This window comes from Bradyrhizobium sp. USDA3516 (genome assembly GCF_057651995.1).
The window spans coordinates 314,828-341,672 of record NZ_JBYGYN010000004.1; the positions used below are offsets into that span (position 1 = coordinate 314,828).

A 26,845-nucleotide genomic window follows, 5' to 3' on the forward strand; every position below is an offset into this window, starting at 1 on the left:
TGTGACGTCACAGCGATTTCCGAGGTCGAGTTGTGACGCAGGTCACGCACGGAAGCGGCGGCGGGGAATAGAATACCTTCCGGCAACGGTCGATATCGCGCATTGATCGGTTGACGACGTAAAGATAAAGTCCGGTCAGATTTATAGTTTTTCGGACAGGCCGCGTTTCGCGTTTCCAGCATCCGGGTCCCTTGCACGTCACCTCGGGACCGGAACACGTCCGGTACGGGTGCCTGCCGACATGGAATTTTGATGCTCAGGCGCTTTATCGCAGCGGCTGCGACGATCGTCGGGACCCTCTCGTTCGTGGTCCTGTCGAGCGATTCCGCGTTCGCCGAGCGGCGCGTGGCGCTGGTGGTCGGCAACTCGCTCTATCACTCCGTGCCGCAATTGCCCAATCCATCGCGCGATGCCACCTCGGTCGCGAAGATGTTCCGCGACGCCGGCTTCGACACCGTCGAGACGCTGAACAATGTCGGCAACCTCGAATTCAAGCGCGCGATCCGCAAGTTCGAGGCCACGGCGGACCAAGCCGACATCGCGGTCGTCTATTATGCTGGGCATGGGCTCGAGATCGGCGGCACCAATTACCTCATCCCGGTCGATGCGAGGCTGGCTTCCGACCGCGACGCCGAGGACGAGGCCATCCCGCTGGAGCGGCTTGTCTCCTCGGCCGATGGCGCAAGGCGGCTTCGTCTGGTCATTCTCGATGCCTGCCGCGACAATCCGTTCGTCGGCACGATGAAGCGCGAGCGGCGCAACATGGCGACCCGCGCGGTCAGCGGCGGTCTCGGCAAGGTCGAGCCCACAATGACCGATACGCTGATCGCCTACGCGGCGAAGGCCGGCTCGACGGCGGATGATGGCGACGGAGATCACAGTCCGTTCACCACGTCGATCCTCAAGAATCTTCCCGTCCCTGGTCTCGACATTCGCCTTGCCTTCGGTCGCGTCAGGGACGAAGTCCTGAAGGCGACGGCCAATCGCCAGGAGCCCTATGTTTACGGCGCGCTCGGCGGCGGCACGATCTCGCTGGTGCCGGCCCCGGCCGTGCCGCGCGAGGCTCCGGTCAGTGACGTCAAGGCGGATTACGAGCTGGTGCAGAAGATCGGGTCGCGGAGGGCATGGGAGGTCTTCCTTGCGACCCATCCGACCGGCTTCTATGCCGAGCTGGCGCGCGCGCAGATCGAGGCGCTGGCGAGCCAGCCGCAAGCGCCGCAGGCCAATATCCAGGTTGCAGCCTATCCACAATCGGCGCCGCCAAGCCGCGATGCGCCGCCCACCCGGGAGCAGATCGAGTGGGACAAGATCAAGGACAGCGTCGACATCCCCGTGCTGCAGCGTTTCATCAGGCGTTTTCCCGATGCGCCGCTCGCGATCACCGCGCAGCAGCGCATCGATCTGTTGAAGCAGGCGATCCAGGAGCGCGAGGACAAGGCGCGCGCCGAACGCGAGGCGGCGCGTCAGGCTGCCGAGGAGGCCAGGCGCAAGGTGGACGCGGAGAAGGCCGAGCTCGCCGCACAGAGGAAGCGCGAGGACGACGAGCGCCGCGCCCGCGAAGCCGAGGCGGCCGAGAAGGCGAGGGTGGCTGCGGCCGCCGCTGCCGCAGAGAAGAAGCGCCAGGACGATGAACGCCGCGCCGCTGCGGCCGAAGCCGAGCGACTTGCCAAGGCGGCCGAGGCCGAGCGCAAGGCGCAGGAAGCCAGGCAGAAGGCCGAGCAGTCCGAGCGCGATCGCGCGGCAGCCGCAGCTGCCGCCGCGAAGGCGGCGGCCGAGAAGCAGGCGAGGGAGGCCGAGGAGGCGCGCAAGGCGGCCGAGCTCGCGGCGTCCAGGGAAGCGGCCTGCAAAGACCAGCAGGGCAAGCTCGACGCGATCATCGCCAAGGGCAGCGAGGGCACGGGCATCGACGACCTCAGAGCATTCTCCAGGACGGTGACCTGCGACCGGCTCGGGCCGCTCGTCGTCGCGGCGATCGACCGTTTCAATGCAGAGGCCGCCAAGCGGGCGGCGACCCAGCCGAACTCGCCCCAGCTCGTCGCCTCGGCGCAGACCGAGCTGGTCCGACTGGGATGTCTGACCGGCAAGCCCGACGGCAAGCTGAGCGAGCCGACAAAGGCCGCGCTCGTCCGCTATCTCGCCATCGGCGGCCAGTCGGCAGAGGCCGACAAGATCAGCGTGACTCAGGATCTCGTCGGGGAGCTCGCCAAACGCGCCACGCGCGTCTGCCCGATCCAGTGCAAGGGCGACGAAACGCTGAAGGGCGAGCTCTGCGTCGCCAACGAGAAACCGGCGCCGGCCGCGACCGCCTCGCGCAAGCACGAGGACGAGGACAAGCCGCGCCGCAAGCAGACGAGCCGCGAAGCCGACCGCGAGCCGGCCAGGCGCGCGAGGCCGGAAAATGATGCGCCGCGTGCCCGGCAACAGGCCGTCGCACGTCCGAGCATCGTGAGTGGCGGCGGCGGCGGTCATAGCACCATGATCGGCGTCGGGTTCTGAAACGATCGGCGGCCGGCGGCGTTAGCTGGCTGGTGTCGGGGCAAGGGATGGAGCGGGATATGAAACGGTTTCATTCGCTGATGCTTGCTGCGGCCGCATCGGCGGCGGTTACGATGTCGGTGGCAGCGCCTGCGGCTGCCGATCAGAGCGAGGGACGCATCGCGCGACCCTTCGCGTCGGGGCATCGGGCCTTGCATGCAGCCCGGCCGGCCATCGTGCGCGTCCGCCCGCCGACCCAAATTGCTTCGCTAGCCACGGATACCTCCTGCCGCGAGTTCTGGTGTCGTCGCGATTTCGTGTTGATACTCGGCATCGGCTTTTAGGGCTCCGATTCCCCAAAGCGTCGCAATTTGCGGATAAGGTCTCCCGTGCGAGCGGGCCGCCGTCGAGCGCCGCCGAACAGGGAGAGCTGTCATGGTCAAGCGTCGATCGGCGCTGCGTCGCGTAGGTCTGGCACTCGCCTTGCTCGCGCTCGCCGGCTTTGCGCATGCGGATGAACCGCAGCCGCGCTCGGAGGGGGCCGCGCCGGCCGGACAGAAGGGTGGGCGCGGTGGCGCGCAAGGCGCGCCGCAGACGGCGTCGTCCGCGGCCGAGCCGCACCGTCTGCCGCCGGATTCGACCACGAAGCAGACGCTCGATCTGCCCGGCCGGACCCTCAACTTCACGGCCACCGCTGGCTCGATCCGCGTGTTCGATGGCAAAGGCGAGCCGTTGGCCGACATCGCCTATACGTCCTACCAGCTCGACGGTGCCGAGCGCGCCACGCGTCCGGTGACGTTCCTGTTCAACGGCGGGCCCGGTGCGTCGTCGGCCTGGCTTCAGTTCGGCGCGGCCGGGCCGTGGCGGTTACCGCTCGATGGCGAGGCCCTGTCGCCGTCGGCCTCGCCCGAGGTGAAGCCGAACGCGGAGACCTGGCTCGACTTCACCGACCTCGTCTTCATCGATCCCGTCAGCACCGGCTACAGCCGGTTCGTGGCGAGTGGCGAGGACGCGCGCAAATCGTTCTACTCCGTCGATGGCGACGCCAACTCGATCGCGCTCGTGATCCGCCGCTGGCTCGAAAAGCACGAGCGGCTGACCTCGCCGAAATACGTCGCCGGCGAAAGCTATGGCGGCATTCGCGGCCCCAAGGTCGTGCGCCAGTTGCAGCTCCAGCACGGCGTCGGCGTCAGGGGATTGATCCTGGTCTCGCCGCTCCTGGATTTCCGCGAGTTCACCGGCACGAGCCTCCTGCAATATGTCGCGTCGTTGCCGAGCTACGTGGCGGTGGCGCGCGAAGCCAAACGTCCGGTCAAGCGCGCTGACCTCGCCGACGTCGAGGCTTACGCGCGCGGCGAATTCCTGACCGACCTCGTCAAGGGCGAGGCGGACAAGGAAGCAACGACGCGTCTGGCCGACAAGGTCGCCGAGCTCACCGGCATCGACCAGGCGGTGAGCCGCCGCCTCGCCGGTCGCTTCGACGTCGGCGAATTCCGCCGCGAATTCGACCGCAAGAACGGCAAGGTGACCGGACGCTACGATGCCTCGGTGCGCGGCTTCGATCCCTATCCGGATTCCAGCAGCTCGCGGTTCGGCGATCCCTCCGGCGATGCGCTCCAGGCACCGCTGACGAGCGCGGCGGTCGACGTGCTCTCGCGCAAGCTCAACTGGCGGCCCGGCGGCTCGTATGAAGTCCTGAACGGTGCCGTCGAAGGTCAATGGGATTTCGGCCGCGGCATCAACCCGCCGCAATCGGTCTCCGAGCTACGCCAGATCCTCGCCACCGATGCGAAGCTAAACGTGCTGGTCACGCACGGCCTGTTCGATCTCGCCACCCCCTATTTCGCAACGAGGCGGGTGCTCGACCAGCTGCCGGCCTTCGTGACGCAGCGCGTGAAGTTCGTGGTCTATCCGGGCGGCCACATGTTCTATTCGCGCGACGGATCGCGGCAGGCGCTCCGCAGCGAGGTCGAGGCGCTCATTCGGGAGTAGGCCGGCGCTTGCGCGGCGGATACCGGCGCGCGATCTCGCGTGCGACGACTTTTTCCGGCTTCACGTTCGCGCCGGCGATCCAGACGTCGCTCACCTTGCCGCGCTTGTCACGGACCCGGCGCACCGGCTCGCCGTGGCTGGAATAGCCGGCAGCCCAGGCGAGCTTGCCGGTGTCGCGGCCGGTCACCTCGATCTCGGCGGCATCCATGAACGGGTTGTTGAACTGCGGGTTGGCGACGAGCACGCGGTTGCCGGCGGGGACCAGATCGGTCGCGCCCCAGATTGTCCACCAGCGCCCCGTCCAGTCGCGCACGCGCCGATCGGGTGCGCCGCGGCTCTGGAAGACGCGCAGGATCTGCATTGCGCCGTCCATCCAGAACGGCGCCGCGCCGTCGATCGAGTTGCTGAGCATGCTGATCGAGAGCTCGCAGGCCGGGATCGTGCAGGTCCGCGAGATATAGCCCTGGAAACCGCCGCCGTGGCCGAACCAGTCCCAGCCGTCGGTCTTTCCGGCATTGACCCCCAAGCCGTAATAGGCCTCGAAGCTCTGCGGGATGCGCCAATGGTTTCGCGTCATCTCGCGGCGGCTGGCGACCGACAGCACGCTCTTCTTCGCGTTGGGCGCGAGCTGCGCGAAGAAGCGGGCGGTGTCGGCGGCGGTTGCGACGAAGCCTGCTGCAGATGCCATTGCATGTGCGGGATTGTCGCCGGGGATCACGCAGCGCTCGCCAAAGGGCACCTTGCGCGTGTGGCCGCGCGCGAACGCTGCGCCCTTCGGAAGCGGTGCGTCGGGCTCCGTCTCGCGCAGGCCGGCCGGCGTAATGATCTCGCGCTTGATCCAGACGGAGTAGGGCTCCTTCGCGACAGCCTCGATCACGAGGCCGAGCAGGCCAAAGCCGTGATTGGAATATTTGAAGCGTGTGCCGGGGTCGATCGCGGTCGGCAGCTTCAATTCCGCAAGCAGCTCCTTCGCATCGAGATAGGGACGGCTGTCGATGAACTGGCCGGAATCGGCGCCGTCGCGCGTCAGCCCCGCGCTGTGCGACAGCACTTGCGCGATCGTCGTCTCGGCCACGCGCGGATCGAGGCCGCCGACATATTGGCCGACATAGTCGTCGAGCCGGAGCTTGCCCTGCTCGCGCAGCTTCATGATGCCGGCCGAGGTGAAGCTCTTGGAGTGCGAGGCGATGCGGAAGCGATGCCGCGGGGTGAGCTTCTCGCCGGTGTCGAGATTGGCGAGGCCGAACGCGTGCTCGGCGACGACCTCGCCGCGATGGGCGAAAGCCACCATGACGCCCGGCTGCTGGATCGTCGTCAGTTGGTATTCGACCCAGGAGCCGATGTAGTCGATCGCGGATCGCAGCCACGTGTCCATTGCGCTACCGGTTTGCGAGGGAAGACGGTGCGAAAGGCTAGCCGAGAAAGCAGAACGGGCACAACCTGAAAGGTCGTGCCCGTTCGCGTCGTTCGAAGATGCGACGCCTTCAGTAGACGAGCGTCGCGCCGGTCGGCTTGTCGAGCGCTTCGGCGAGCGAGCGATATTCCGAGCTGCCGGTGCCGGCGAGCGAGGCGATCTTGTCGAGGTGATATTGCGCCTGCTCGCGGTTGCCCTGCTCGAGCTGCCAGAGGCCGTAATATTGCCAGGTGCGGACGTGGTTCGGATCGTCCTTCAGCGCCAGCTCATAATAGACCTTCGACGACTGATAGTCGCCGAGCTTGCGATAGGAGTAGCCGATCAGGTTGGCGACGTCGGCGACGTCGTTGCGCTTGAGCGACTTCAGCTGGTCGATCGCGCCCGTGTAATCGTGCTTGTCGTAGATCGCGGCATAGGCGGTGCGGTAGGCCGCGAGGAACTTGGGGTCGCTGACGGAAGAGCTCTTCTTCTTGCCCTTCTTGGTCGAGGTGTCCGATTTCGGTGGCGACGAAGGGTCGTCGCCGCCGGCGGCGTACGCGCTGGACAGCACCGGCGCGGCCGCCAGTGTCATGGCGACGAGTCCCGGCACAACGAGCATTGAGAGTTTGCGCATCTAAGTTCTCCGGTATGGAACGTGGCGATCCTACACGATTGCCCGAAGACCGGAACACCTCTCGGGCAAAAACATTCCCTCCTCGCACGATCTATTCGCCCGGCCGCGGATGACAAACTTGTCATCGAGATGAACGGAAGCCTGCTGAGGACTTCAGATTGGGTTCAGTGCCCCCCGCCTAGGCTCCTCCCCACGATCGATGGGTAGGCGAGAGAGGGCGCCGCCTGGATGATCCTTCCAAGAGGAGACCACCATGTTGAAGACCATTTCTGCAGCCTTGCTCGCAACCTGCGTGATCGCAGCCCCGGCGTTCGCCGCCGAGGCCGGCAAGACCACCACGGCCGCGCCGGTGATCAAGGCCGACCAGAGCCAGACCAAGCCGGCGACCACCGCCGCGAAGCCGGAAGCCGGCGTCAAGGCCGACGCCAAGACCACGGACGCCAAGACGACGGACGTGAAGTCGACGGACGCGAAGGCTGCCGACACCAGGACGGATGGCAAGCCGAAGGCAATGGACGCGAACGCCGCGGTCACCACCGACCAGCACAAGAGTGTGAGCAAGCATCGCCACGACGACAAGCAGGTCACGGCCAAGGAGTCGCACAAGGCGCAGCCGGATGTGACCAAGCCCGCGACGTCTGACAAGCGCAACTGACGACTGATCCCGCGCGGCGGCATCCCTGGCATTGCCCGTCGCCGCGCGCGGACGTCAGGCCTGGCCCGTCGCCATGCCTCGTGCGAAAGCCCGAGGTGTCGGCGGCTGGCCGGTGCGCTGTTCTAAGCCTCTGCAAGTGAATTCCCTTCATGCAGGCCAGGGGCTAGAACGTCTCCTGATCTGTTCGAGCGGAGAGCGGGGCCTGTGGGGCGATTGGCGAGATGTGCGGTATTCCTGGCGTTGCCGCTTGCGGCATGTTTCGGCAGCGACGCTGACCGTCCGACTTTCATGGGCGGGACCCAGGCCGGTGGGCCGCAGCCGTTTCCCGACAATTTCCGAAGCGACACGCTGGCCTTGATGCGGGCCTATCTCAACAATCCGGTCGGCGTGCGCAATGCCGCCATGGCCGAGCCGGTGCAGCGCGAGGTCGGCGGCCGGCAGTTCTATGTGAGCTGCCTGCACTTCACCCCGCGCGAGACCGACGGCAGCTACAAGGGCGTGCGCGAGCGGGCCGTAATTTTCGTCAACGGCCGTGCGGACCGCGTGGTCGACCAGACCAGCGATCTCTGCGGCGGTGCGGTTTACGCACCCTTTCCGGAACTGGAAAAGATGACGCGGTAACGCAAAGGCAGCCTTCATCGCCCGGTGTTAGACCGAAGCCGCTGGATCACATGTTGGCGAGCTTTGAACGGGGTGGTGCCGACTTGCGACAAAACGTTACGGCGGGGCTTGTTCTGGCGACGAAAACAGTCGGAGCAGGGCGGCGTGATGGAACAAAATCGCGTTGTTGCCACCCCGTCACAGTAACGAACGATCAACGTTCCGGCATCGCCGCGGAGCAACCCAATTCACGCCACGTTGTTTCCCGAGTGTCGTAATGAAAGAACGGGGATGATCATGAAGTCGATTTTGATCGGTGCAGCAGCTCTGCTGGCGCTGGCGGCGCCGGCCGCAGCGGCGGACGTGCAGCCGCGCACCTATACCAAGGCTCCGGCCTATACGCCGCCGCAGGTGATCTACAACTGGACCGGTTTCTATATCGGCGGCCATCTCGGCGGCGCGTTTGCCGGCGACAACAGCTTCCAGTCGAGCGACGCTCGCTTCCTGGGCGGCGTGCAGGGCGGCTTCGACTACCAGTTCGCGCCCAACTGGGTGGTGGGTATCGAGGCCCAGTATTCCTGGCTGCCGACCAACAACAACGGTGTCACCTTCCCGCTGGGCACCCAGGTGACCTCCAACACCGACCAGATCGGGTCGGTGACCGGTCGCATCGGCTACACCTGGGGACCGACGCTGCTTTACGCCAAGGGCGGTTATGCCTGGCGCAATAACGGCCTTGGCGTGAACATCGCGGGGGTGCCGCAGGCTTTCACCACGACCGGCAACAACAAGGACGGCTATACGGTCGGCGCCGGCCTGGAATACATGTTTGCGCCAAACTGGTCGGCCAAGGCCGAGTACCAATACTACAATTTTGGCAGCACCACCTTCACCTCCGGTCCGGCCGACATCGTCGGGGTTCGTGGCCGGGAGGACGAGCATACCGCCAAGGTCGGGGTGAACTACCGGTTCGGCTGGGGCGGCCCGGCGGCCTCGCGGTACTGACGGTCAGCGCCGACCCAAGACCTGACAGTCCAAGACCTGACGGTCCAAGACCTGACGGTCCAAGACCTGACAAAGGCCGGCTCCGCCGGCCTTTCGTTTGCCGGCCTCCCGCCTCCGGCGCCGTCTTTCCATTCCGTGAACCATCTGGCGCGTCATTTGCTTGCAAACGATACTGGCGCGCGCCTTCTCACGCGCGTCATGGGGCTGGCGTAAAGCAAAAATAATTTTTGCAGTTTACGGAACTCGCGCTCCGGAACGCGTTATATGACAATTACCGGGCAGGTGGGACGACGGACATGCGTATCTTGGTGTCGGCAGTGGTGCTCTCGTGCTTCGCCTGCCTGCCGTGTTCTGCTCAGACAATCCTCAGATCCGAGCCTCTGATGTTGGCACCGTACGAGGTCGCCTTCGTCAAGGACGCCTCATGTCCGTCGGGCAAGGTCATGAAGGTCACCGGCGCCATCCGTGGACTGCACCGCCGCAAGGCCTGCGTGACTATGCCGGGCGAGCAGGCCTCGCTTGTGGCCGCCACCCCCTGAGCTTTGGCTTCGGCTCCCGTGCCGGAGCTCAGGAATTCAGCTCGAGTTCCATCCGCGACTGCCGATCGGCCTCCGCCTTGTTCTTGGCGGGGTCCTCGCCCTTGGCCGCTTGGCACGGCTCGATCTTGTAATCGTTGTCGAGCACCCGGCGCGGTCCCGGCCGCTCGTCGTCCGCCGTCACGTCCACGACGAGACCACTTCGCTCGGCAAGCTTCCAGACGTCGGCCTCGCTTGGATAGGCCTTGCTGATTTGGGCATCATTGCAGAAGAGGGCGTAGGGCATGCATCCCGACTCCACGAATGCCCGTTAACGGGCTCACGGGGGGTAGGGTTCCGACCACCGGAGCGATCACGGGGGCGTGATCGATTGGGCGGCCCTTGAGTCCTTAACGAGTCCTGAATCCCGGAAAAAAGAATCCGTGGGACTCGTCGGCCGGAATCAGCGGATGTTTTCGCCCATGACGAGCGACCTGAACACATCCTGCGGGCACATGCTCCTGCCGCTCACGCTGGCGCTGTTCGGAGCCTGCGCGGCCAATCTCTGGCTGGTCTGGTCCTGGCTATAGATCCCTGCCGGGCCTTTATTTTTCGGCCGGCGGACCGGAGGCGTCGCGGATGGCGGCACGCAATTTGGTCAGGGTTGCCGCACAATATTCCTCACGTTCGCGCTCGAAGCGCTCCTGGTGCTTGCGAAAATTGGCGATGCGGGCCTGCATCTCGGTGCGGAAATCGCCGCTCGTCCGCAACGGCAGAGGTGCGGGCCGCGGCGGAAGGGGGGCTGGCGGCGGTTCGATCTCGACGGCGACCGCCTCCACGGTGACGATCTCCATCGCGACGGCCGGGCCAGATGCGGGCGCTTCCGGCTGAAGGACGTCATCCTTCCTGCCGGTCACCGATTGGACGAAGGCCAGTGTCTGCGCGATCAGTGCGTCGCGCTCCCTGATCCATTTCATGATCCACCTCAGCCGCGCGTATTCCAGCAAAGCGGCTGCTTCGAATCAAGGCTGTTTGCAAGGGGATTGCATATTTTTCCCGGCAGCCCGACACTGGGCGGATGGATGCACCGAAAGAACGACCGAACGAGGCGGAGGGCCTGAGGCTCATCCGCGCGTTCCTGACGCTGCCGCCCGACAAGCGGGCGGAGGTGATCGCGTTTGTCGAGGAATTGGCGCGTGTCCACGGCCGGCCCGAGGAGGGCGCCAAGGCCTCGCCGAGGTAACCAAGGCCTCGCTGAGGTGAGGGCTAGCGCTCGCGCGGATTGACGTTGGGCTCGAACGGCGCGCCGACCACCCGAACCGGGATCTGAACCGGCATGCGCGGGGTGAGGTCGATCACGGCTCGATCGGCGACCAGCTTATCGGGCGTCCGTCCAGGCGCCGGCTCGAACAGCGCCAACGTCCCCGCCACGGCGCTACAGCACAGCGTCACCGTCGCCAGCAGAATCATGTTTCGGTTTTCTTCCCGGATGCGCATGCCCCGACAACGGCTGACGCGGGAGCCGGTTCCGGGCCGGCGATTCGATGCGCGAACGGGATCGCCTAGGGCGCCAGCACCGGGCCGAGCGCGAACACGATCAGCATGGCCGTCGCGACGACGGCCGTCACCGCGCCGGCGACGATCTTGGCCTTCTCTTTGGGGCTGGTGGAGCGCATGGGTCTCGACGAGACGAATGACGTGCGTAGGTTCGCTGCCAGACATTCAACAATTCGCCTGGGCTGTATAGTGTGCCTGCGCCGAAAGGGCTCGCTCAATGATCGCCGATCGTCCCCCCGTGCTCGCGCACGAACGCTTCGTTGCCGACCGTGACAATTTCGCGGGCCTCGATCTCGCCGCGCGCTTCGCGCGGATCGAGCGCACCAACCTCTGGGGCGCGGCGACTTCGGTGTCCGGCCTCGGCTCGGAGGATGTCGCCACCGCCGCGCTCCAGCAGGCGCTGCCTGCATTGCTGCAACGGCTCGGCGCGCGCTCGCTGCTCGATGCGCCCTGCGGCGATGCAGGTTGGATCGGCCGGCTCGAGCTCGATATCGATTACACCGGTATCGACATCGTACCGTCGCTGATCGAGATAAACCGCCGGCGTGTCGCAGCCGACGGTTCGTCCGGTCGGTTTCTCGTCGCCGACATCACGCGCGATGCGCTGCCGCAGGCCGACGTCATTCTCTGCCGGGATTGCCTGGTGCATCTCAGCTTTGCGAACATCTATCGCGCCCTCGTGCAATTTCGGATGAGCGGCGCGCGCTTCCTGCTCGTCACGACTTTTCCGGAATGGCAAGACAACCACGACTGCGAGGATGGCGACTGGCGCGCGCTGAACATGGAGAAGGCACCGTTCGACTGGCCGGCACCGCAGGCGCTGATCAACGAGCGTTGCGAGGAGGGCAATGGCGGCTGGCGCGACAAGAGCCTCGGGCTGTGGCGGCTGGATGAGCTGCCGGAGAACATTTGCGCGTCAGAAGCTGGTGCCGGCTGAGGGGATTGAACCCCCGACCTTCGGTTTACAAAACCCGTAAGCTGTGCCTTTGCCTGTTGCGAGAAGTGACTAATTTATGCGGGTTTCTTGCGTTTTTGACGCTTCTGCACCGCTGCACTTGTGCCTGCATTTGTGCCTGCCTGGACACGCCCGAACATGGCTATTTGCTTCTCCTCGGGCGTCAGGAACTGCAGGTAAATCTCTGTCGTCTTGACGCTGGTGTGGCCGAGCCGCTGTTGCAAAACATAGATGCTGCGGCCTGATTTCAGCCAATTTACTGCGTGGACGTGCCTCAGGTCATGGAAGCGGAACGGCCGGAAATCCTGTGCCTGTTTCTGTGCCTGCTTGGCGACGGCCGCCACGATGCGCCGGAAGTTGCTGGCGATCGATTTATAGCGTTGCGCCTTCGGCTGCTCGCCGGGCTTGGCGGCCCTCCCGGGCGGTGGCTGGTGCCAGAATAGGGCCTTCGTCTCCATCGAGGCGGGCAGGGTTCGGAAGAGCTCATAGCCATAGTCCTCGCCGCCGTCCTCAAGATCGATGACGCGCAGCTTGTTCCGCTTGCCTATGACGGTGAGCTGCCGTCGGTCCTGGTCGAAGTGCTGGCGCTGGCCCTTGCCGAGTTCATCTTCCCGCGCGCCGGTCTTTAAGGCGGCTTCGATCATTTTCCGGAACAGGCCTGGCGCTGCCGCAATCACCATCTGGATATGGCCGGGCTCGGGCAGCACGATCGGGTCGCGCCGCTCTTTGAGGCGCGACTTGCGGCGGCCGGCTGGATTGAGCCAGTCTCGCACCGGATTCGATGTCATCCACCCTTCGTCAATGCAGAAGTCGAAGACGCTCGATAGGGCGGTGAGGTCCCGCTTGACGGTGGCGATGGTCGGTTTGATGGGCTTCTTTTTGCCGGTGGGGACATAGAAGGTCTCGCGCCGCGCCTTGACGATGGCGCCGATCAGCTTCACGCCGCTCGGCGCCTCCGGATCGTCCGGCGGGGCGCGCTTGTCGAATTCGTCGAGATAGAGCCCGTCCAGCTGGGACTGCAGCACGGCCAGCGAGCCCAGGTATCGCGTCAACGTCTTCGGGCTCACATTGTCCCCGGTCGCTTCGCCCCACGCCGCCATGGCCTCGGCGAAAGTCCGGCGGTGCTCCCCGTAGCGCTGCGCGCCAGTTACGCGCCCGCGCTCTTTCTTGCGGCGTTCGCGCGCAATTTCTGGATCGTCCGTACGTAGTGACCATCTGATGTCCGGGCCGCCGGAGACCTGAATGCGTCCATAGAGGGTGCCCCCTCGCCAGTAACAGCCGCGCGGGGCCTTGGGCCGCTTTGACACCGTTCCTTCTCCTTCTCAGCGACAAAGGCATGCAACAGCGCAGTGTCGAAAGTCCATGTTCCGAACGGCTTCGCCGCCCCGGGGATCTTGCCGGCGGCGGCGTGGTTGCGGATGGTCCTGGGCGTCTCGCCCAAGATTTCCACCGCATCGGCAATTTTGCAACGGCGGCCCTTCATCGGCGGCCGATCGCTGCCACGGGAGCGCGGCCGTCGACCGGCCGGTTAAACTGCGCCTGATCGCCGGCCCGCTCGCCGGCTGCATGGGCGCGGTTGTCGACGCGCTGGCTGCGCCAGTTGTTGCTCTTCAGCTTGATCCCGGCTTGCGACATGGCGCGCTCGATGAGGGCGTTTTTCGCAATCACGAGGTCCCGGCCATTGCCGGGCTGCGGCTTGGGCGCGAGCTCGGCGAGGCGCTCGCCGATTCGGTGGCAACAGCCGCTCACAAAGCCGTTGCTCTCGAGCCGGCGGACGCGCGGCGTTCCGGGCTTCCACGTCCGCTCAAGATATAGTGCAAGCTCGCGGCCGACGAAATCGGCCAGCATGTCGAGCAGCCAGTGCGCGAAGCCGACGTCACTTTCGAGACCGCAAAAGTTGATCTGCTCGAATCGCGGCCCGGACCATGTCCGGCATTCGCAGAACTTCCCTACGCCGACGGCGAGCGATTGCCGGATGCGGTTGCGATCCTCCGCCACGCGGCCTTCACGGGCGCATTGCTCGCCGCCGAAGGTGATATCGTCCTGGCCGATGGCGTATTCCGCCATCATGGCGCGGGCCTTCTCCAGCGCGGCCAGCGCCTCGGCCTCGGTGCAGCCGTTGGCGACGGTCTTTGCCAACAGCGCTTTGATTTTCACGATCAGCGCGGCGCGGTTCATGCGAATAGTTCTCCTTGCCCGCTGATGTCGCCGCCCCACTGCCACGCCATGGCGTTGGCGATCCCCGGATAGGTGCGGCTGCGGATTTTCCAGCGGTCAGCTCCAGGGCTAGCGCGGTGAACCTGAGACCAGGCCTTGTGCTCAGCGGTGCCCGGCCTGGGCGGCGTGAGCTTGTTCGTCGGCGTCAGCGGTTCGAGATTTTTCAGATAGAGGCCCGTGGCCTTGAAAGCTGGATCTCCGAACCACCATGGCTGCACCGTCTGCGTCGCCGGCCGGTAGTTGGCGATTCGCGCCCGCGCGTGCTTGTGCATCACGGGGTTTTCGACGGCGATGCGCTCGATGGGCGCATTCCAGCACGCTGAGAACAACGCCGCGCCTTCGTCGAGTTCATCCCACATGGATTGCAGCGTGCGACCGGGCGGCGGCACGGTAAGCCAGCGCACGCCGCTGTTGCAAAGCCGGGTGCAGGGTGGGTGCATGACGGCGAGGAAATCCCAGCCCTCATTGAGGACGTTGCGGATATCGTCGCGGATGTGCCGATTGCTGCCGTCCTCGGCCGGCAGAAGGTCACAGGACCAGACATCATGCCCCAGCGCGGCAAAGGCGCGGCGGACCACGCCCGAGGTCTCGCAACCGATCAGAACCCGCATCAATAGGGGCCCTTGTACCGGGAGACCATCTCCACCGGCTGCGCACGGCTTGCATGGTCGGAGACGATCGGGAAGTCATAGTCCCGCGCCGGCTCGGCTATGCCGATGGCCTGCTTGGCTGCATGCCGACGTGCCCATTCCGCACGCGGGATCGCCTGCACACGCTCGAATTCGGCTTGCGCCAGAGCGCCGGCCGATTCGCCGATGTTCTCGGCAAAGGTTTCCAAGGTCGCCTGTACCTGGCCGATTTCCTTCTTGGTGTCGCCGCGCGGACGCCCGTAAACGCGCTGCCGGATCGCGGAGATGGTCTCCGGCGTCATCCCTTCGGCATGTGCAAGTTCGATCGCCTCTTCAATGAAGCGCATCAGTCGCTCGGACCGCGACGTCGCGACGGGCCCGAAAGTCTCGACGGCCCACGCGAGGAATTCGCGCGGCCGGTTGGTCTGTGCTGTGATCGTCAAAACCCCCTCCATTTGTTGACCGGTGATGACGCCTTCCGCTGCGGCGGCGCCTGGTTGAAACCCCGGCTTTTGATCTTCTGCCGAGGCGCGGGTTTCAGGCCGAACGTGCCCTTCAGCACGGCATCGGCCTTGCGCATGACGGCGTTGTCCACCTTGTCCTTCGTCTTTTTGCAGACGGTGCAGTGAACCTTGCAGTTCTCGAAGGTCGGTTCGCCGCCGAGCCCGTCCGCCTGGTCATGCTCATAGATGAAGCCGCCGGGCCGCAGCACCGCACCGCAGCCCTCGCATTGCGGCACGCCCGGAATGTTCGCGACGCCATCGACCGAGCAGCCGAGGCAGCACCGGGCGAACGCCTTCTTCCGGACTGATTGCGGGAATTCCGTCCGCTTTTCTCCGCGGAGGCTCAAATCGAGCCTCCCAGCTTTGCTGGCTTCGTGCAGTGGGCCAGCAACGCTTCGTGCTTGGCCGTTTGCAGCATCATCCGTTCCATCGGCGAAAGCGGAAAACGCTTGTTGTCGGTCGGCGGCTGGAATTGCGCCAGATAGATGCGCTGTTCCTTCAGCCACGCCTTGTAGGCCCAGCCTTGGCGCTGGGCGAACGGGTAGTTATCCCGCAGAAGCTTCACACGATCGGCGAAGCGCGTATCTGCCGGCAGGTTGGCCGTAATGGTCCGAATGTGGTCGCGGGCGCGATCGGTCCAGCTCAAGCGGCAGCCTCCGCGGCTGCCATCAGCGCCTTTTCCTTCGGGTCGCTCCAGACGATGCCGTTTTCCGCGCCCCATGCGAACATGAACTCGATGAGGTCGGACATCTGGCGCACGCTCAAGTCCGACGATGATTGACCGTAGGGGATGAAGGTTCGGCCATCGAGCGAGGGCAGGATCTGCACCTCGTTGCCGCAAGCGTGCATGAACACCACCTTGGCTTCGTCGGTGGTGTACTTGCGGCCGTCCGCGCCGTTGAATCGCGGATGCTGCGTGACGATGTCCGTCAGCATCGCCCACATCCGGTCGTTCTGCTCGATGGTCCGCTGAGGCGCCTTGAACACGACGCGGGTTGCCGGCGGTGCCTTGCTGATCCAGTTGATCGCCCGGCGCCGGGTGTCGATGTCGTTCAAGACGAGTTGGACCGGGCTGCTCATGCTGCGAGAGCCTCGCCGCGCCGCCGGATCTCCGCCACGACGGTGTCAAGCTCGTCATTGAACCGATCGACTTCGGTTGCGAGCCGCTGGATATAGGCCTCGTCCCGGGTCGCGCGCTTCGTGAACAGCGGCATCCCGCGGTAGTAGACCGTCAAATCCCACCAACTCCGCTCAGTGAGCCAAAGCGTTCCCTGCACCTGGGCCTTGTGCTCGGGCGGAAATTCGTCCCTGAGCATCAGTTCAATGAGCAGGTGCGGCAGCTTCGTCTTGATCTCGAGCCCGCCGTCTTCTCCCCTCAGCGAATCGGGCGAGCAGCCGGCGCGGCCGTTGCGGATGAGGCCGACGCGGCGCAGCTCGGCGCCGGTCTGGAAGGCGTAGAGGTCGCGGGCCTCATCCTCCATCGCGTGGCCGCGCTCGGTGTGCTCGTTGGAAAAGCTCTCCATCGGCTCGCCCGTGATGATCTCGCCGGCCAGCTTGAGCATGTAGGTGCGCCGCGTCTTGCCTTCGCCCTTGGCAAGAACAGTCGCGAATTGCGACGCGGTCGGGATGCCCATGCGAGCGCGGAGCCACTCGGGCGAGTTCTGTTCGACGTCGAAAATCTGCATGTGATCAGCCTCAGAAATTGATGGTGACATGGGGGACGCGGCCATTGAGGAGCGCGTCGAGCAGCCAATTCACCTGCTCTTCGGTCAAGCCGCCCTCCATGGTGATGGCGTTTGCGATCTCAGCGCGCACCTTGTCGCGGCGGCGCTTGTTCTCGGCGCGTTTCTGCGCGGCTGCAGCATCCGCGGCCTGCTCGGCGGCGACGCGCTGGCGTTCCTGCTCGACCGCACGCGCGGCGGCTTCCTCCGCATCGCGCACCGCCTTGGCAGCCTGCTCTTCCTTCCACTTCGCGAGTTCCTCGGCGCGCGCCTTCTCCCGGGCCTCTTCAGCCTGGCGCAACTGCTCGGCGCGCGCGGCGGCCTCATGGTCTTTCCGTGCCTGCTCGGCGGCGGCGTCTCGTGCGGCCTTTTCGGCGCGGAGCGCTTCCGCCTCGACTCGCAGCGCTTCGAGCTCGAGCCGGTCGCGTTCCGCCTGTTCGGCTGCGGTGATCGCCGCGCCAAGCTTCTGCAGCGTCTCAAGCACCGCGGTATTTGCGCGGTCGCTGAACTCCTGCCAGTCGCGGCCGGCGTGAAGCGCTGAGACACTTGCGAGGCGATTGCGGAGGCCTTCCAGCGGAACGCCGCCGATCTGGCCCCATTCGATGACGGAGATCAGGGCGCGCTCGTGCCCGCTCACGCGGTTTGCCTCGGCCTCTTCCCACTTTGTCACTGGCCGGCGCACTTCCTCTTTGAGGGCGTCCAGCCGGTCGCGGATGGTGCGGCGCTCGGCATCGATCGCCGCTGACTTCTTTTTGATCTCGGCAACGTGCTCCTTGCCGATATCGTCCAGGATCGTTTTCGACCGCGCGACCTTGTAGGCGAGCGACTTCACCGCTTCGCGGCCGGCGGCCGTCGAAATGTCGATTACCTCGCCACGAACCTGCGTTTCGATCGCGCTGAGGATGTTTTCGATGCTGCCATTGCCAAACAGGGTCTCGGCGGTGAGGGGAGCCGCAACCGGCTCAAGGATCGATTCGAGCGTGACGATAGCGTTCATGGCTCAGGCCTTCTTGAAGCTGGCGATTGCGTTGACGGCGGCGGCGTAATGGACAGCGGGCAGGTGCGAAAGCTTGCGCTCGCGATCCTTGAACCACCCCTTGGTGGCCGCCCATTGCAGGAAGGCGGTGGCGCTGGCGCCTTTCTCTTCCAAAGCCTCGCGGAGGAATGCCGCCTGCTCTTCGGTGATTGAGCCCTCTGGCACCGCGGGCGCCTCTTCCTCCGCTTCGCTCGCGCGACCGTCGTCATCCTGGGCGGCGGCAAGGCCAAGGGCGGCCTTGAGCGTGTAGCGCTGCAGATAGGTGATGGTTGATCCCACCTGCTGAATGGCGTTTTTCTTGCCGCTATCGTCGCGCCCGGCCGTGAGGGTGGTTTCCTCGAAATGCCCGTCGCGATGCGAGACGATGCACGTCACCTTGACGGGCTGATTGAGTTCCGAGGCCACGCGAAAGCGGTAGGATAGCCCGTGCTTGCTCAAGATCGGATCGACCGTGCGCGCGATCTCGCCCATATCTTCGTGGCTGTACTCGGTGCGGTCTCCGCCGGACTTGTGGTCGAAGCCGACGCGGCGGTTTTTCCGGATCACCGGGATTTGCGCCTTGGCCTCAGCCATTGCGACGTCGAAGGCTTTGCGGGCGCCGATGGCGTCCATCTCCTTCGCGAGCGCCACGGCTTCGCGGTACATCTCGACGTTGCCGGTGGCGAGGGCCGCGGCAACGATGTCCATCGGCGAGCGGACAGCGGGCGCGGGTTTCGCGCGCGGGCTGCGCACTGCGAGCGGCTTGACGTTCTCCGGCGGCAATACGGTGGTTTCGGACGGCATCAGGAATGCTCCTTTTCGTGAGCGGCCTTGTCCCGCTCAATTGCGATGTCGATTCGAGAGAGGGCGAGCGCGACCATTGCGCGGGCGGCGGCGAGTTCGGCGGTCGACGTGGGGAAAGCGGTCGGGACGGTGAGGGCGGCGGCAAGGCCGTCGCAATCATCGGCGATCCATGCCGCATAGATCTCGGCGCGGGTGGCTCGCGCGGCTTCTGCGGCGGTGCTCACGCTGCCTCCAACACGTCGCGGGCACGGCGCTCGGCGGCCTTGTCGTGAGACCAGGTGCGGTCCCAAGCGCGGGCGACGGCGCGCGCCTCAGACCACAACATGCCCTGCCAGCAATTCCGGAGGCAGCCGGCGGCAGCCTCAATCTGGCCCGGCGTCGATGGACCGCGCATGTCGAGATACTCGAAATAGGTGGATAGGTCGGCTTCGCGCGTTGCGCGGACCATCTTGCTCATCGTGCGTGTCTCCTCGGGTAGTCAGGTCCCCACACCTTCCGACGGGTGATCGCCGCTCGCGTGCGGTCTGCGAGTTGAATTGTCTTGACCAGACGACGGGCGCAGATGCGGCCGGCGCGGAAGTCCCGAAACCAGAAGCGGAGCGCCCAATCAAAAGAGGCGTTCTGAACGGCGGCGCGGACGGGGCGCGGGAAGCGGTCGAAATAGCGCATGGTGTTGCGCTCGCGCTTCCCGCCGGAGGCATTGCTGTTCACGCCGCCTCTTGCGTGACAGCCTTTCCGGCCTCCATCAGCCCGCGGGCATGGGCAAGGTTGACCATGCAGCGGATGATTTCGCGGGTCTCGGTAAGGAGTGCCGTTCCGGCACGGGTTTTTTCCCAGTGGGCCTGAGCTTCGCTCAGGGTGAAGTAGCGGCAGCCCGCTTTCACCATAGGCTCTTTGTCTGCCGTGAGCTTTTGAAGGAAGAACGCGTAGCCGTCGCTACGCGTGGCACCCTGAATGATCCACTGGCGGCTCAGGTCCGCGCGGCTCAGGTCCGCGCCGCTCAGGTACGCGCGGCTCAGGTCCGCGCCGCTCAGGTACGCGCCGCTCAGGTACGCGCCGCTCAGGTACGCGCGGCTCAGGTCCGCGCCGCTCAGGTACGCGCGGCTCAGGTCCGCGCCGCTCAGGTACGCGCCGCTCAGGTCCGCGCCGCTCAGGTCCGCGCGGCTCAGGTACGCGCGGCTCAGGTCCGCGCCGCTCAGGTACGCGCCGCTCAGGTCCGCGCCGCTCAGGTCCGCGCGGCTCAGGTCCGCGCCGCTCAGGTACGCGCCGCTCAGGTCCGCGCCGCTCAGGTACGCGCCGCTTTTCAGCGCCCATCGGATTGCGAGCCCGAGCTTGACGCTGGTCGACGCGCCTTCGTCGCAATCAATCTCTGCGGTGAACTGCACGTTGCCGGTGAAACGATTGGTGACGTTGAACTTGATCATGGTCGTTCTGCCCTTTGCTGGTGATGAAAAGCTGTGGATGGTTACGCGCGTTCGATCACCCGGCGGATGGCCTCAAGGGTCCGCTCGAATGTCTCGTCTCGGGTGGGAGGGGTGCGGCGCTGTTCCGGCCTGATGCCGGCGGCGCGCTGCGCCTGCCAGAACGAAAGCAGGTTGTCGGCTTCCTGCTGGCTGGTCATCGCAGCGCCTCGAAAAGGACTGCAGCAGCCAGCGCGAAGAAGAAGGTTGCGGCGATGATGCGAGTCATGACCGCTACTCCGCGGCCTGGGCGCAGACGGCTTCCGCCATCAGCTCGCGAGTGACGTCATGGACGGCGCCGCCCTCGACGTGGTGGATGAAGGCGACATCGTTGCGACCGTCGCCAAGCACCTCGCGGACGGCCTCGATTGCGCCGCGGCGGGTCATCTCGGGGTCGACGATCGCCTCACGGCCCTTGCGGCCGTAGTCGATCATCACGACGAAATAGCTGTGGGTGATGGGGGAGGGCATTACGCAGCCCTCCCGATCTGAGCGGCCAGCTCGCGCAGGCAGAGCTTGCAGGTGACGCCGGAAGCATCGTCTGCAACGTTGATATCGCCGTCGCACGCCATCCGGTTGCAGAGCGTCCCGGTGATGGTCGCCTTGCCGATTTGGCGGATTTTCGAGAAGTGGAGCTTTGCGGCCATGGCCCGTTCCCCCGTTGCGATGGGGAGACAATGGGACCATTCCCATTCCCAGTCAATGGGTAAATTCCCATTTCCTGAAAATATTTGTTCCTGATAGGGTGTAACTCAGCAATCAGGGGTGGGAAATGCGCCAGTTGGCAATTTTGGTGGTGTGCTGCGGTCTCGGCGCCTGTGGGGTGGCGGCCCGCATCGACGCGCGATCGGAATACCAGGCGTCGGCGGCGAACTATAAGGCCTGCCTGACTGCCAACCCGAGCGCACCACAAAATTGCGAGGGACTACGTCTCGCCATGGAGGCAGACGAACGCAAGTTCAACAACCTGTCGGCCGGCATCAATCCAGGCAGCCAGAGCACGGCCACCGTGACGGTTCTGAATCGCTAGGCGAAATAGCTGCCGACGATCCGCTGCGGCCTATCCTGCCACTCGCTCTTCTTGAGCAGAAAATCTCGAGCTGGATTGTACTGGCGGACCTTCCATGCGGTCTCGGTCTCGCCCCGGAACTCCTTGACGGCCGCAAGGTTGGTGCCGTCCTCGGCGTGGCTGCGGAAAAGGCAAAGGTCACCGACGCGCGGCGGAAGGTGCGGGTGGATGAGCGCGGTCGATCCGGACTTAAGGGCGGGGTCCATCGAATCCCCGCTGACAATCATGGCGTAGCCGTCTGAGACACGCAGAAGCACTGATGGACGCGCCACCCAATCCACCGCGCGATCTGTGACGATCAGCGCTCCTTCGCCGCCTTGAGCTGTTCCGAACACGGGCAAGTCCACGTTCCCGAAAAGGTCGGCGCCTGGGATTATTTTTTGTGCGCCCATCTCGTTTTGATGCGTACGCAGATTGCCGTCAACGAAACTTTCGCGAGACGGTGTTTTTACGTAGGGCCGGGCGGGTAAAGGTGTGGATGGTCCGCGAAGTTTCTCTTCGGGAACGGCGAGGATCTCGGCAAGCTTGATGCGCTCGCGCTCCCGTAACTCGACTGGCACGCCCCGTTTCATGAACTGATGCAGGTATGTCTCGTTGCGGCCAATAGCCTTCGAGACCTCAGCCATATTGAGCTTGAGCTCTGTCAGCCGCTCCAGAATCAGCTTCCGCACCATATCCATGCCTCGTTACCTACAACGGTAACGCCCGATGGGAGAAATGGGAATGTGCCACTTGACAGAATGGGAATGGTCCCATTACAGTCACCATTATGAAATTGCTTCCGCCCGTACAATCCCTGGTCGAGGAGATCGACGCGTTCTGCACGCAGAAGGGGGTTTCTCGCACCAAGTTTGGCAAACTGGCTTTCAATGATGAGCGGTTTGTTCACGACCTGACGCGAGGCCGGAACCCTTCGGTGCTGACGATGGAGCGGGCCAAGGCCTTCATGAGCGGACAGGAAGGGGTGGCCGCATGAACATCTCATTCGAGACGATCTCTCGCATTCCCGCTGGCAATGCTCTGCCGGCGGTTCACCCGGCCGCTGCGATCTTTGGTGGGGGTTGCCAAGATGCAGCGGCCGGCACGCATTCTCAATCCGGCAGCATTCTCCCTGCTCGGATGACACCCGCTCAATGCCTGACGGCGTTGCGCGGGCAACTACCGGCCGCCGGGGGCAAGCTCCCATCAGAACCGGCGGCCGGTCTTTTCCAGAATTCATCGAGCAGGCCGGCGATTCGGCTTTTCGCCGCCGTTTGCTCGGCGCTCAAATCGTTCGATCTCAAGCAGGCGGCGATAGACGTACTCGCGGTGCTCGCGCTTGCGGCGTTTCTGGTCATCACTGCACTCACGGTGCTCGGATCGCTCTTCATCCTGTTGTTCGTTGCGTTGAGTTGAGTACCGGCGTTCGCGGCCTGCAAGCCGCGGATGCCGGATCAGTATCGGCAAATTGTCGTTTGCCGGGTGTGCGTGGTGGTCGTTGTCGGGTGAGTTCTTCATGCCCCGTGAAGGTACGGGAGTGGGTTTCCAAAAAACGGAAAGTTCTTCCGAAGGGCAACGAGGAGTGAGGCGTTATGCGTGAAGAGATCGAGTGCGTCATAGGGCCCCGGGAATGGGGCGACACGCGCGAAAGCTGGCTGTCTCGGCTGCCGAGGGCAATGAAAAGGTTGCTCGGAACGGAGAAAGAGACGGTCAGCTTTCGCACGGTCAAGGCGCTCTGGTACGGCGAAATCACAGATCCGGAGCATCACGCGGCGCGTGACCTCCGTAGGGCGGCGGAGTTGGCGAAAGCGCAGAGGCAGGCGCGGGCGCTGGCTGATCAGTATTCCAAAATCGCGGGGGAGTTGAGTGCTTACGATCCGAACTTATTGCGCGAGGACATTGCTCGCTTGGAGCGCGTCGCTCGCATGCTTGGCGCGGGCGATCGGGCCGGCTGAAATCTTCCAGCCGGCGGAGCTGCAATGAACGGCATCACCATCATAGCAGCGTCACCGACCGCAGCGGCTGCCCAGGCGCGGCACCGCGCCTTTCACCAGAAGATTGCCGATGCCGCCGCGGCGCGGATGTCGGCAATGCAGCCGGCGGCCACATCATGGCCGCAACGCATTCTCCGTTTCCCGGCTGCCAACGACCCGGCCGTGATCACCGATCCCGGCGCGATCCCGGTGTTTCCGGTTCTCCCGCCAGCACCTGAGCCGGCCGGAACGATCGAATCGCTTCTCGCGGCCAGGGCCGAACTCTGTGCCGCCATCGATCAGATCGACGTGAAGATTGAGGCGACGGGCGAAGTTCCGAGCCAGTGCCCGAGCATCGCGCACATTCAGAAGACGGTTGCGAAATATTTCCGGCTGACACGCACCGAGTTCCTTTCGAGCCGCCGCACGCATGACGTGGTCCGGCCGCGGCAAATCGCGATGTATCTGGCGAAGGAATTGACCATGAAGTCGCTGCCGGAGATCGGTCGGCGCTTCAATGGCAAGGACCACACGACGGTGCTCGCTGCGGTTCGTCGCATCAAGAAACTACTGCTCACCGACGATCGGATCGCGTTCGACGTCGCGATGCTTTTCCAGGAAATCACCGGCACTCAACAGTGACAGAGGCGGATATGGAGTTGAGCGACGGAGCGCACCACTCCGGCGACCGGACACCTGCGGCCTTCGCGGGCTTGCCGACGGAGTGCGCGGCCGCCGCCGCACCCGAGCCGCGCCGCGTCTATCTCGACGCGGCCTGTGAGGTGTTCTGCCTGGTCTCGCCCGAGCGATACGCCTGGGTGACGCAGTGGCGCTGGTCGTGGCGGTGGGATCGCACCAAGACGAAGCGCTATGCCGTCCGCAACACATGGGACGGGGCGCGGCGGGTCACGAAGTACATGCATAAGGAAATCCTTGCCGAGACCGGCAAGCCGCAGCCCACCGAGGCGCACACGATCGGCGATCACCAGGACGGTGACAGCCTGAACAACCAGGACGGCAACCTTGAGTGGGCCACCGTCTCGATGAACCGCAGAAACAGGAAGAGATGATGACGCTCGACGCGATTTCCGCGCGCGACGCCGGCATGCAGCGTGCCGCGGATCACGCCGATGAAGCCCGCAAGGGCTGGACAGATACGGCCTATGACTTTTTGGTCGACTATGCGCGGCGCCATTCCGAGTTCATCTCCGAGGACGTCAGCGACGCGACGAAGGGGACCGACTTTCCACAGCCGCCCACCGATCGCGCCTGGGGCGCGGTCTACCGGCGCGCTCTCCGTGAGGATGTGATTATCCAGGTCGGGGCCGGGCGCTCGCGCCGGCGCCATCAGTCGATCTGCCCGCGCTGGGGCTCGCTGGTCTGCAAGGCGGTGCCCCGATGAGGAAGAACAAGCACGGCTTCATCGGCGTCTATGAGGCCCGCGGCGATGGCCGGGGCAACAGGCGCTGGCGGGCGCGGATCCGGCTCAACGGCGAGCTCACCCTCGAAAGCAAGCCACTTCCAACCAAGATCGAAGCCGCTCGCGCTTTCGATGCGCTGGCGATCCAGCACCGGGCGCTCGCGCCCGGCTCAACTTCCCGGGGGACCATCCATGTTCGTGACTGTCGTTGCTGTGTTGTGCCATGTCGGCGGCCCCGCCGCTGGCGCCTGTGTCGAGGAGATCGTGACCGACTCGAACATGGATGAAACCGTGACGTTCCAAAGCTGCATGGTTCACGGGCAGATCGGCGTTGCCGACTGGATGGGAAAGCATCCGCTCTACCGGCAGGGCTGGCGGATCGACCGCATCAAGTGCGCGCCTGGTCATTACGAGATCAGGGGGCGGGCATGACGGACGCTCTGTTGGAGCGGCTGCAGGCGGTCCGGCACGGGGATGAAATCGCGGCCGCAACTGCGGCGCAGTCCGCGATGGACGCTGCGCGCGAAGCCGAACAGGTTACCCAAAATCTCGAGCAAATGCGGATCGACGACACGATTCGGCGGATGTTCAAGAGCCGGTTCGATACGGTCGAGATTGCGCGCGTGCTGCACAAGCCCGAGAGCGAGGTTGCGAATCGGTTGGCGCAGATCCGGGACGCAGAGGCGCGGCGCGCTTGACCGTTGTCCGATCCAATTTCGCGCCGGTTGCGAACGATGCCTACCAGACACGGGAGGCGTGGCCTACGGAGGCGCTGTTGCGCGCGGTCTACATCCCTCCGGGCGCGGTGGTGTGGGAGCCTGCAGCCGGCGGCCATTGCATGGCCGACGTGCTGCGCGCCGCCGGCTTCGACGTCATCACCAGCGACATCGTCACCTATCGGCGCAGCCGGCCGCATTCGTTCCTGTTCGACTTCTTGAGCACCTCGGCGATCGTGCCGCCGCGCTTCTGCGACGTCATCATTACGAACCCGCCCTACGGGGCAGGGAATAGGCTTGCAGCGGCTTTCGCGCGCCTGGCGCTGCAACGGTGCCCCGGCATCGTGGCGCTACTGCTGACCGCAAAATTCGATTTCGGGAGCACGCGACGCGACCTGTTCGCGGACAATCCGCGCTTCCTTTGCAAGATCGCTCTGACCGATCGCATCAAATGGTTCGATGGCCTTCATGAGGGCACCGAAGATCACGCTTGGTTCGTGTGGGGCCCCGCCATCGGCGCCACCGGCAGGCCCAGGCTTTGCTACGCGGGACGGGGACAATGACGCTGATACCGAAAGACTGGAAGACGTTCCAGCACTATAGCCAGCGCCGTCCGCCGTGGATCAAGCTTCACCGGACGTTGCTCGACAACATCGATTTCCAGCGCTTGCCGCTTGCTAGCAAAGCGCTAGCGCCGATGCTTTGGCTGCTCGCGGCCGAGTACGAAAACGGCGCGATCACCGAGACGCTCGACGACATCGCGTTTCGCCTTCGCGTTTCGATCGATGATCTTCGCGCCGCGCTGAAACCTCTGATCGACAAGGGTTTTTTCACCTGCGAGCAGGATGCTAGCGCGCAGCTAGCAAAAAGTAGAGGTGCTCCTGCACCAAAGACAGAGACAGAGGGAGAGACAGAGACAGATTCTCGGTCGGTGAAGGACCGACCGCGCGCGCCATCTCGTTTCGATGAATTCTGGCAGGCCTATCCACGCCGAGACGGGCCTAACCCCCGCAAGCCCGCAGAGACCAAATTCGATTCGCTGGTCAAGACCGGGCTGGATCCGCAAATGCTGATCGACGCCGCGAAGAAGCTCGCCACCGACGAAGGCGCGCGCGGCAACATCGGCACGCGGTTCATTCCTCAGTCAGTGACGTGGCTCAATCAGCAGCGTTGGAGCGATCACGCTGCGGTCGCGGCGTTGCAGGCGCTCGACGGCGCCGATCGGTCTGAGCTCGAGCTGGAAGCGGCCGTAAAGCTGTACGCGCGGACCAAGGTTTGGTCTCGGCACGCCGGGCCCGCGCCCGGTCTCACCGGCTGCCGTGCGTCGGCCGAGTTGCTTGCACAATACGGGATCGCGCCGGATGGACGGCGGATGGAATCGGCGCAATCGGAGCCGGTGTGACAAAGCCCTGTTGCGCACTTCATCCGCGCTGCGAATTCCATCACTGCCGCGAAGCTGCACGCTGGTCTGTCTGGCAACCGAGATGGCCGAGCGCAGAGGATCGCGAGCGGGGCTTTGACGGCTACGATGGGAAGCCCGGCAACTTCAAATTCATGT

42 protein-coding genes and 1 pseudogene are annotated in these 26,845 nt (G+C 64.8%); 19 read left to right on the forward strand and 24 right to left on the reverse strand.

The features are described 5' to 3' along the window. Window positions 1-252 precede the first annotated feature (252 nt). Window positions 253-2,496 (forward strand): caspase family protein, encoded by a 2,244-nt coding sequence (locus tag AC24YW_RS15735; RefSeq protein WP_487483592.1) that lies wholly within the window; start codon window positions 253-255, stop codon window positions 2,494-2,496. 414 nt (window positions 2,497-2,910) lie between these two features. Continuing rightward, complete coding sequence (locus AC24YW_RS15740; RefSeq protein WP_487483593.1) at window positions 2,911-4,467, forward strand: S10 family peptidase; 1,557 nt, start codon at window positions 2,911-2,913, stop codon at window positions 4,465-4,467. Here AC24YW_RS15740 and AC24YW_RS15745 read toward each other — a convergent pair. Then, window positions 4,454-5,842, reverse strand: a complete 1,389-nt coding sequence (locus AC24YW_RS15745; protein ID WP_487483594.1) for a serine hydrolase domain-containing protein — start codon at window positions 5,840-5,842, stop codon at window positions 4,454-4,456. The genes AC24YW_RS15740 and AC24YW_RS15745 overlap by 14 nt on opposite strands. A 109-nt stretch (window positions 5,843-5,951) precedes the next feature. Next, complete coding sequence (locus tag AC24YW_RS15750; RefSeq protein ID WP_487483595.1) at window positions 5,952-6,494, reverse strand: tetratricopeptide repeat protein; 543 nt, start codon at window positions 6,492-6,494, stop codon at window positions 5,952-5,954. Window positions 6,495-6,747: 253 nt separating this feature from the next. On the opposite strand from AC24YW_RS15750, the gene AC24YW_RS15755 reads away from it, so the two are divergent. The 4 genes from AC24YW_RS15755 (at window position 6,748) to AC24YW_RS15770 (ending at window position 9,293) form a co-directional block, all read left to right on the forward strand. Continuing rightward, window positions 6,748-7,149 carry a His-rich protein BRANT gene (locus tag AC24YW_RS15755; RefSeq protein ID WP_487483596.1) on the forward strand — a complete coding sequence of 134 codons (402 nt, stop codon included), beginning with the start codon at window positions 6,748-6,750 and terminating at the stop codon, window positions 7,147-7,149. 204 nt (window positions 7,150-7,353) lie between these two features. Beyond that, window positions 7,354-7,770 carry a hypothetical protein gene (locus AC24YW_RS15760; RefSeq protein WP_487483597.1) on the forward strand — a complete coding sequence of 139 codons (417 nt, stop codon included), beginning with the start codon at window positions 7,354-7,356 and terminating at the stop codon, window positions 7,768-7,770. A 270-nt stretch (window positions 7,771-8,040) separates the two neighbouring features. Further along, the gene (locus AC24YW_RS15765) at window positions 8,041-8,754 is read left to right on the forward strand and encodes an outer membrane protein (RefSeq protein WP_487483598.1); all 714 of its coding nucleotides are present in this window, start codon (window positions 8,041-8,043) and stop codon (window positions 8,752-8,754) included. Window positions 8,755-9,050: 296 nt separating this feature from the next. Beyond that, a complete protein-coding gene (locus AC24YW_RS15770; RefSeq protein WP_487483599.1) occupies window positions 9,051-9,293 on the forward strand; it encodes a hypothetical protein in 243 nt (80 codons plus the stop codon). 28 nt (window positions 9,294-9,321) lie between these two features. Here the strand turns inward: AC24YW_RS15770 and AC24YW_RS15775 are convergent, their stop codons facing one another. Continuing rightward, a complete protein-coding gene (locus AC24YW_RS15775) occupies window positions 9,322-9,576 on the reverse strand; it encodes a hypothetical protein (protein ID WP_487483600.1) in 255 nt (84 codons plus the stop codon). 298 nt (window positions 9,577-9,874) lie between these two features. After that, complete coding sequence (locus tag AC24YW_RS15780; RefSeq protein ID WP_487483601.1) at window positions 9,875-10,246, reverse strand: hypothetical protein; 372 nt, start codon at window positions 10,244-10,246, stop codon at window positions 9,875-9,877. Between the two features lie 101 nt (window positions 10,247-10,347). Between AC24YW_RS15780 and AC24YW_RS15785 the strand changes: the two genes are divergently transcribed. Continuing rightward, window positions 10,348-10,512 carry a hypothetical protein gene (locus AC24YW_RS15785; RefSeq protein ID WP_487483602.1) on the forward strand — a complete coding sequence of 55 codons (165 nt, stop codon included), beginning with the start codon at window positions 10,348-10,350 and terminating at the stop codon, window positions 10,510-10,512. A gap of 23 nt (window positions 10,513-10,535) precedes the next feature. Here the strand turns inward: AC24YW_RS15785 and AC24YW_RS15790 are convergent, their stop codons facing one another. Then, on the reverse strand, window positions 10,536-10,739 hold the full coding sequence (locus AC24YW_RS15790) for a hypothetical protein (protein WP_487483603.1): 204 nt from the start codon (window positions 10,737-10,739) through the stop codon (window positions 10,536-10,538). 304 nt (window positions 10,740-11,043) lie between these two features. Here AC24YW_RS15790 and AC24YW_RS15795 point away from each other — a divergent pair, with 304 nt between their 5' ends. Then, the gene (locus AC24YW_RS15795) at window positions 11,044-11,763 is read left to right on the forward strand and encodes a class I SAM-dependent methyltransferase (RefSeq protein ID WP_487483604.1); all 720 of its coding nucleotides are present in this window, start codon (window positions 11,044-11,046) and stop codon (window positions 11,761-11,763) included. Between the two features lie 74 nt (window positions 11,764-11,837). Here AC24YW_RS15795 and AC24YW_RS15800 read toward each other — a convergent pair whose 3' ends face one another. The 18 genes and pseudogenes from AC24YW_RS15800 to AC24YW_RS15885 all read right to left on the reverse strand — a co-directional run bounded on the left by AC24YW_RS15800 (window position 11,838) and on the right by AC24YW_RS15885 (window position 20,777). Then, window positions 11,838-13,088, reverse strand: coding sequence for a tyrosine-type recombinase/integrase (locus tag AC24YW_RS15800; RefSeq protein ID WP_487483605.1), 1,251 nt, complete (start codon window positions 13,086-13,088; stop codon window positions 11,838-11,840). Window positions 13,089-13,111: 23 nt separating this feature from the next. Beyond that, window positions 13,112-13,264: pseudogene (locus tag AC24YW_RS15805) on the reverse strand (helix-turn-helix domain-containing protein); the annotation flags it as partial. Next, window positions 13,261-13,959 carry a DUF7168 domain-containing protein gene (locus AC24YW_RS15810; RefSeq protein WP_487483606.1) on the reverse strand — a complete coding sequence of 233 codons (699 nt, stop codon included), beginning with the start codon at window positions 13,957-13,959 and terminating at the stop codon, window positions 13,261-13,263. The pseudogene AC24YW_RS15805 and the gene AC24YW_RS15810, both read right to left, overlap by 4 nt. Next, entirely contained in the window at window positions 13,956-14,609 is a 654-nt protein-coding gene (locus AC24YW_RS15815; protein ID WP_487483607.1) for a hypothetical protein, read from the reverse strand. The genes AC24YW_RS15810 and AC24YW_RS15815 overlap by 4 nt, the downstream gene beginning before the upstream one ends. Further along, window positions 14,609-15,070, reverse strand: a complete 462-nt coding sequence (locus AC24YW_RS15820) for a hypothetical protein (RefSeq protein WP_487483608.1) — start codon at window positions 15,068-15,070, stop codon at window positions 14,609-14,611. The genes AC24YW_RS15815 and AC24YW_RS15820 overlap by 1 nt, the downstream gene beginning before the upstream one ends. Then, on the reverse strand, window positions 15,067-15,477 hold the full coding sequence (locus tag AC24YW_RS15825; RefSeq protein ID WP_487483609.1) for a hypothetical protein: 411 nt from the start codon (window positions 15,475-15,477) through the stop codon (window positions 15,067-15,069). The genes AC24YW_RS15820 and AC24YW_RS15825 overlap by 4 nt, the downstream gene beginning before the upstream one ends. Continuing rightward, complete coding sequence (locus AC24YW_RS15830) at window positions 15,474-15,776, reverse strand: hypothetical protein (protein ID WP_487483610.1); 303 nt, start codon at window positions 15,774-15,776, stop codon at window positions 15,474-15,476. Before AC24YW_RS15830 ends, AC24YW_RS15825 begins: the two co-directional genes overlap by 4 nt. Further along, the gene (locus AC24YW_RS15835) at window positions 15,773-16,210 is read right to left on the reverse strand and encodes a recombination protein NinB (protein ID WP_487483611.1); all 438 of its coding nucleotides are present in this window, start codon (window positions 16,208-16,210) and stop codon (window positions 15,773-15,775) included. The genes AC24YW_RS15830 and AC24YW_RS15835 overlap by 4 nt, the downstream gene beginning before the upstream one ends. Beyond that, complete coding sequence (locus tag AC24YW_RS15840; protein ID WP_487483612.1) at window positions 16,207-16,815, reverse strand: lambda exonuclease family protein; 609 nt, start codon at window positions 16,813-16,815, stop codon at window positions 16,207-16,209. The genes AC24YW_RS15835 and AC24YW_RS15840 overlap by 4 nt, the downstream gene beginning before the upstream one ends. A gap of 10 nt (window positions 16,816-16,825) precedes the next feature. Next, the gene (locus AC24YW_RS15845; protein ID WP_487483613.1) at window positions 16,826-17,848 is read right to left on the reverse strand and encodes a hypothetical protein; all 1,023 of its coding nucleotides are present in this window, start codon (window positions 17,846-17,848) and stop codon (window positions 16,826-16,828) included. A gap of 3 nt (window positions 17,849-17,851) precedes the next feature. After that, window positions 17,852-18,649, reverse strand: a complete 798-nt coding sequence (locus tag AC24YW_RS15850) for an ERF family protein (RefSeq protein WP_487483614.1) — start codon at window positions 18,647-18,649, stop codon at window positions 17,852-17,854. Window positions 18,650-18,669: 20 nt separating this feature from the next. After that, window positions 18,670-18,894 (reverse strand): hypothetical protein, encoded by a 225-nt coding sequence (locus tag AC24YW_RS15855; protein ID WP_487483615.1) that lies wholly within the window; start codon window positions 18,892-18,894, stop codon window positions 18,670-18,672. Further along, on the reverse strand, window positions 18,891-19,127 hold the full coding sequence (locus AC24YW_RS15860) for a hypothetical protein (RefSeq protein WP_487483616.1): 237 nt from the start codon (window positions 19,125-19,127) through the stop codon (window positions 18,891-18,893). The genes AC24YW_RS15855 and AC24YW_RS15860 overlap by 4 nt, the downstream gene beginning before the upstream one ends. After that, window positions 19,124-19,381 carry a DUF6525 family protein gene (locus AC24YW_RS15865; RefSeq protein ID WP_487483617.1) on the reverse strand — a complete coding sequence of 86 codons (258 nt, stop codon included), beginning with the start codon at window positions 19,379-19,381 and terminating at the stop codon, window positions 19,124-19,126. Before AC24YW_RS15865 ends, AC24YW_RS15860 begins: the two co-directional genes overlap by 4 nt. After that, window positions 19,378-20,094, reverse strand: a complete 717-nt coding sequence (locus AC24YW_RS15870; protein ID WP_487483618.1) for a pentapeptide repeat-containing protein — start codon at window positions 20,092-20,094, stop codon at window positions 19,378-19,380. Before AC24YW_RS15870 ends, AC24YW_RS15865 begins: the two co-directional genes overlap by 4 nt. Window positions 20,095-20,135: 41 nt before the next feature. Continuing rightward, a complete protein-coding gene (locus AC24YW_RS15875; RefSeq protein ID WP_487483619.1) occupies window positions 20,136-20,291 on the reverse strand; it encodes a hypothetical protein in 156 nt (51 codons plus the stop codon). A gap of 73 nt (window positions 20,292-20,364) precedes the next feature. Continuing rightward, window positions 20,365-20,601, reverse strand: coding sequence for a hypothetical protein (locus tag AC24YW_RS15880; RefSeq protein ID WP_487483620.1), 237 nt, complete (start codon window positions 20,599-20,601; stop codon window positions 20,365-20,367). After that, window positions 20,601-20,777 carry a hypothetical protein gene (locus AC24YW_RS15885; RefSeq protein WP_487483621.1) on the reverse strand — a complete coding sequence of 59 codons (177 nt, stop codon included), beginning with the start codon at window positions 20,775-20,777 and terminating at the stop codon, window positions 20,601-20,603. The genes AC24YW_RS15880 and AC24YW_RS15885 overlap by 1 nt, the downstream gene beginning before the upstream one ends. Before the next feature lie 125 nt (window positions 20,778-20,902). Between AC24YW_RS15885 and AC24YW_RS15890 the strand changes: the two genes are divergently transcribed. Beyond that, complete coding sequence (locus AC24YW_RS15890) at window positions 20,903-21,160, forward strand: hypothetical protein (protein ID WP_487483622.1); 258 nt, start codon at window positions 20,903-20,905, stop codon at window positions 21,158-21,160. Here the strand turns inward: AC24YW_RS15890 and AC24YW_RS15895 are convergent. After that, entirely contained in the window at window positions 21,157-21,879 is a 723-nt protein-coding gene (locus tag AC24YW_RS15895) for a S24 family peptidase (protein WP_487483623.1), read from the reverse strand. The two genes, AC24YW_RS15890 and AC24YW_RS15895, sit on opposite strands and share 4 nt — an antisense overlap. Window positions 21,880-21,968: 89 nt before the next feature. On the opposite strand from AC24YW_RS15895, the gene AC24YW_RS15900 reads away from it, so the two are divergent. The 10 genes from AC24YW_RS15900 to AC24YW_RS15945 all read left to right on the forward strand — a co-directional run bounded on the left by AC24YW_RS15900 (window position 21,969) and on the right by AC24YW_RS15945 (window position 26,689). Continuing rightward, complete coding sequence (locus AC24YW_RS15900; protein WP_487483624.1) at window positions 21,969-22,175, forward strand: hypothetical protein; 207 nt, start codon at window positions 21,969-21,971, stop codon at window positions 22,173-22,175. Continuing rightward, entirely contained in the window at window positions 22,172-22,594 is a 423-nt protein-coding gene (locus tag AC24YW_RS15905; protein ID WP_487483625.1) for a hypothetical protein, read from the forward strand. Before AC24YW_RS15900 ends, AC24YW_RS15905 begins: the two co-directional genes overlap by 4 nt. A gap of 176 nt (window positions 22,595-22,770) precedes the next feature. Further along, window positions 22,771-23,133 carry a hypothetical protein gene (locus tag AC24YW_RS15910; protein ID WP_487483626.1) on the forward strand — a complete coding sequence of 121 codons (363 nt, stop codon included), beginning with the start codon at window positions 22,771-22,773 and terminating at the stop codon, window positions 23,131-23,133. 135 nt (window positions 23,134-23,268) lie between these two features. Then, window positions 23,269-23,793 carry a helix-turn-helix domain-containing protein gene (locus AC24YW_RS15915; RefSeq protein ID WP_487483627.1) on the forward strand — a complete coding sequence of 175 codons (525 nt, stop codon included), beginning with the start codon at window positions 23,269-23,271 and terminating at the stop codon, window positions 23,791-23,793. A 17-nt stretch (window positions 23,794-23,810) separates the two neighbouring features. Beyond that, the gene (locus tag AC24YW_RS15920; protein ID WP_487483628.1) at window positions 23,811-24,221 is read left to right on the forward strand and encodes a hypothetical protein; all 411 of its coding nucleotides are present in this window, start codon (window positions 23,811-23,813) and stop codon (window positions 24,219-24,221) included. Beyond that, window positions 24,221-24,553 (forward strand): hypothetical protein, encoded by a 333-nt coding sequence (locus AC24YW_RS15925; RefSeq protein ID WP_487483629.1) that lies wholly within the window; start codon window positions 24,221-24,223, stop codon window positions 24,551-24,553. Before AC24YW_RS15920 ends, AC24YW_RS15925 begins: the two co-directional genes overlap by 1 nt. A gap of 210 nt (window positions 24,554-24,763) precedes the next feature. Further along, window positions 24,764-25,003: a hypothetical protein gene (locus AC24YW_RS15930; protein WP_487483630.1), complete on the forward strand. Its 240-nt coding sequence runs from the start codon at window positions 24,764-24,766 to the stop codon at window positions 25,001-25,003. Continuing rightward, complete coding sequence (locus AC24YW_RS15935) at window positions 25,000-25,269, forward strand: hypothetical protein (protein WP_487483631.1); 270 nt, start codon at window positions 25,000-25,002, stop codon at window positions 25,267-25,269. Before AC24YW_RS15930 ends, AC24YW_RS15935 begins: the two co-directional genes overlap by 4 nt. Beyond that, window positions 25,266-25,850, forward strand: a complete 585-nt coding sequence (locus AC24YW_RS15940) for a hypothetical protein (RefSeq protein ID WP_487483632.1) — start codon at window positions 25,266-25,268, stop codon at window positions 25,848-25,850. The genes AC24YW_RS15935 and AC24YW_RS15940 overlap by 4 nt, the downstream gene beginning before the upstream one ends. After that, window positions 25,847-26,689, forward strand: a complete 843-nt coding sequence (locus tag AC24YW_RS15945) for a hypothetical protein (RefSeq protein WP_487483633.1) — start codon at window positions 25,847-25,849, stop codon at window positions 26,687-26,689. Before AC24YW_RS15940 ends, AC24YW_RS15945 begins: the two co-directional genes overlap by 4 nt. Window positions 26,690-26,845: the final 156 nt, after the last annotated feature.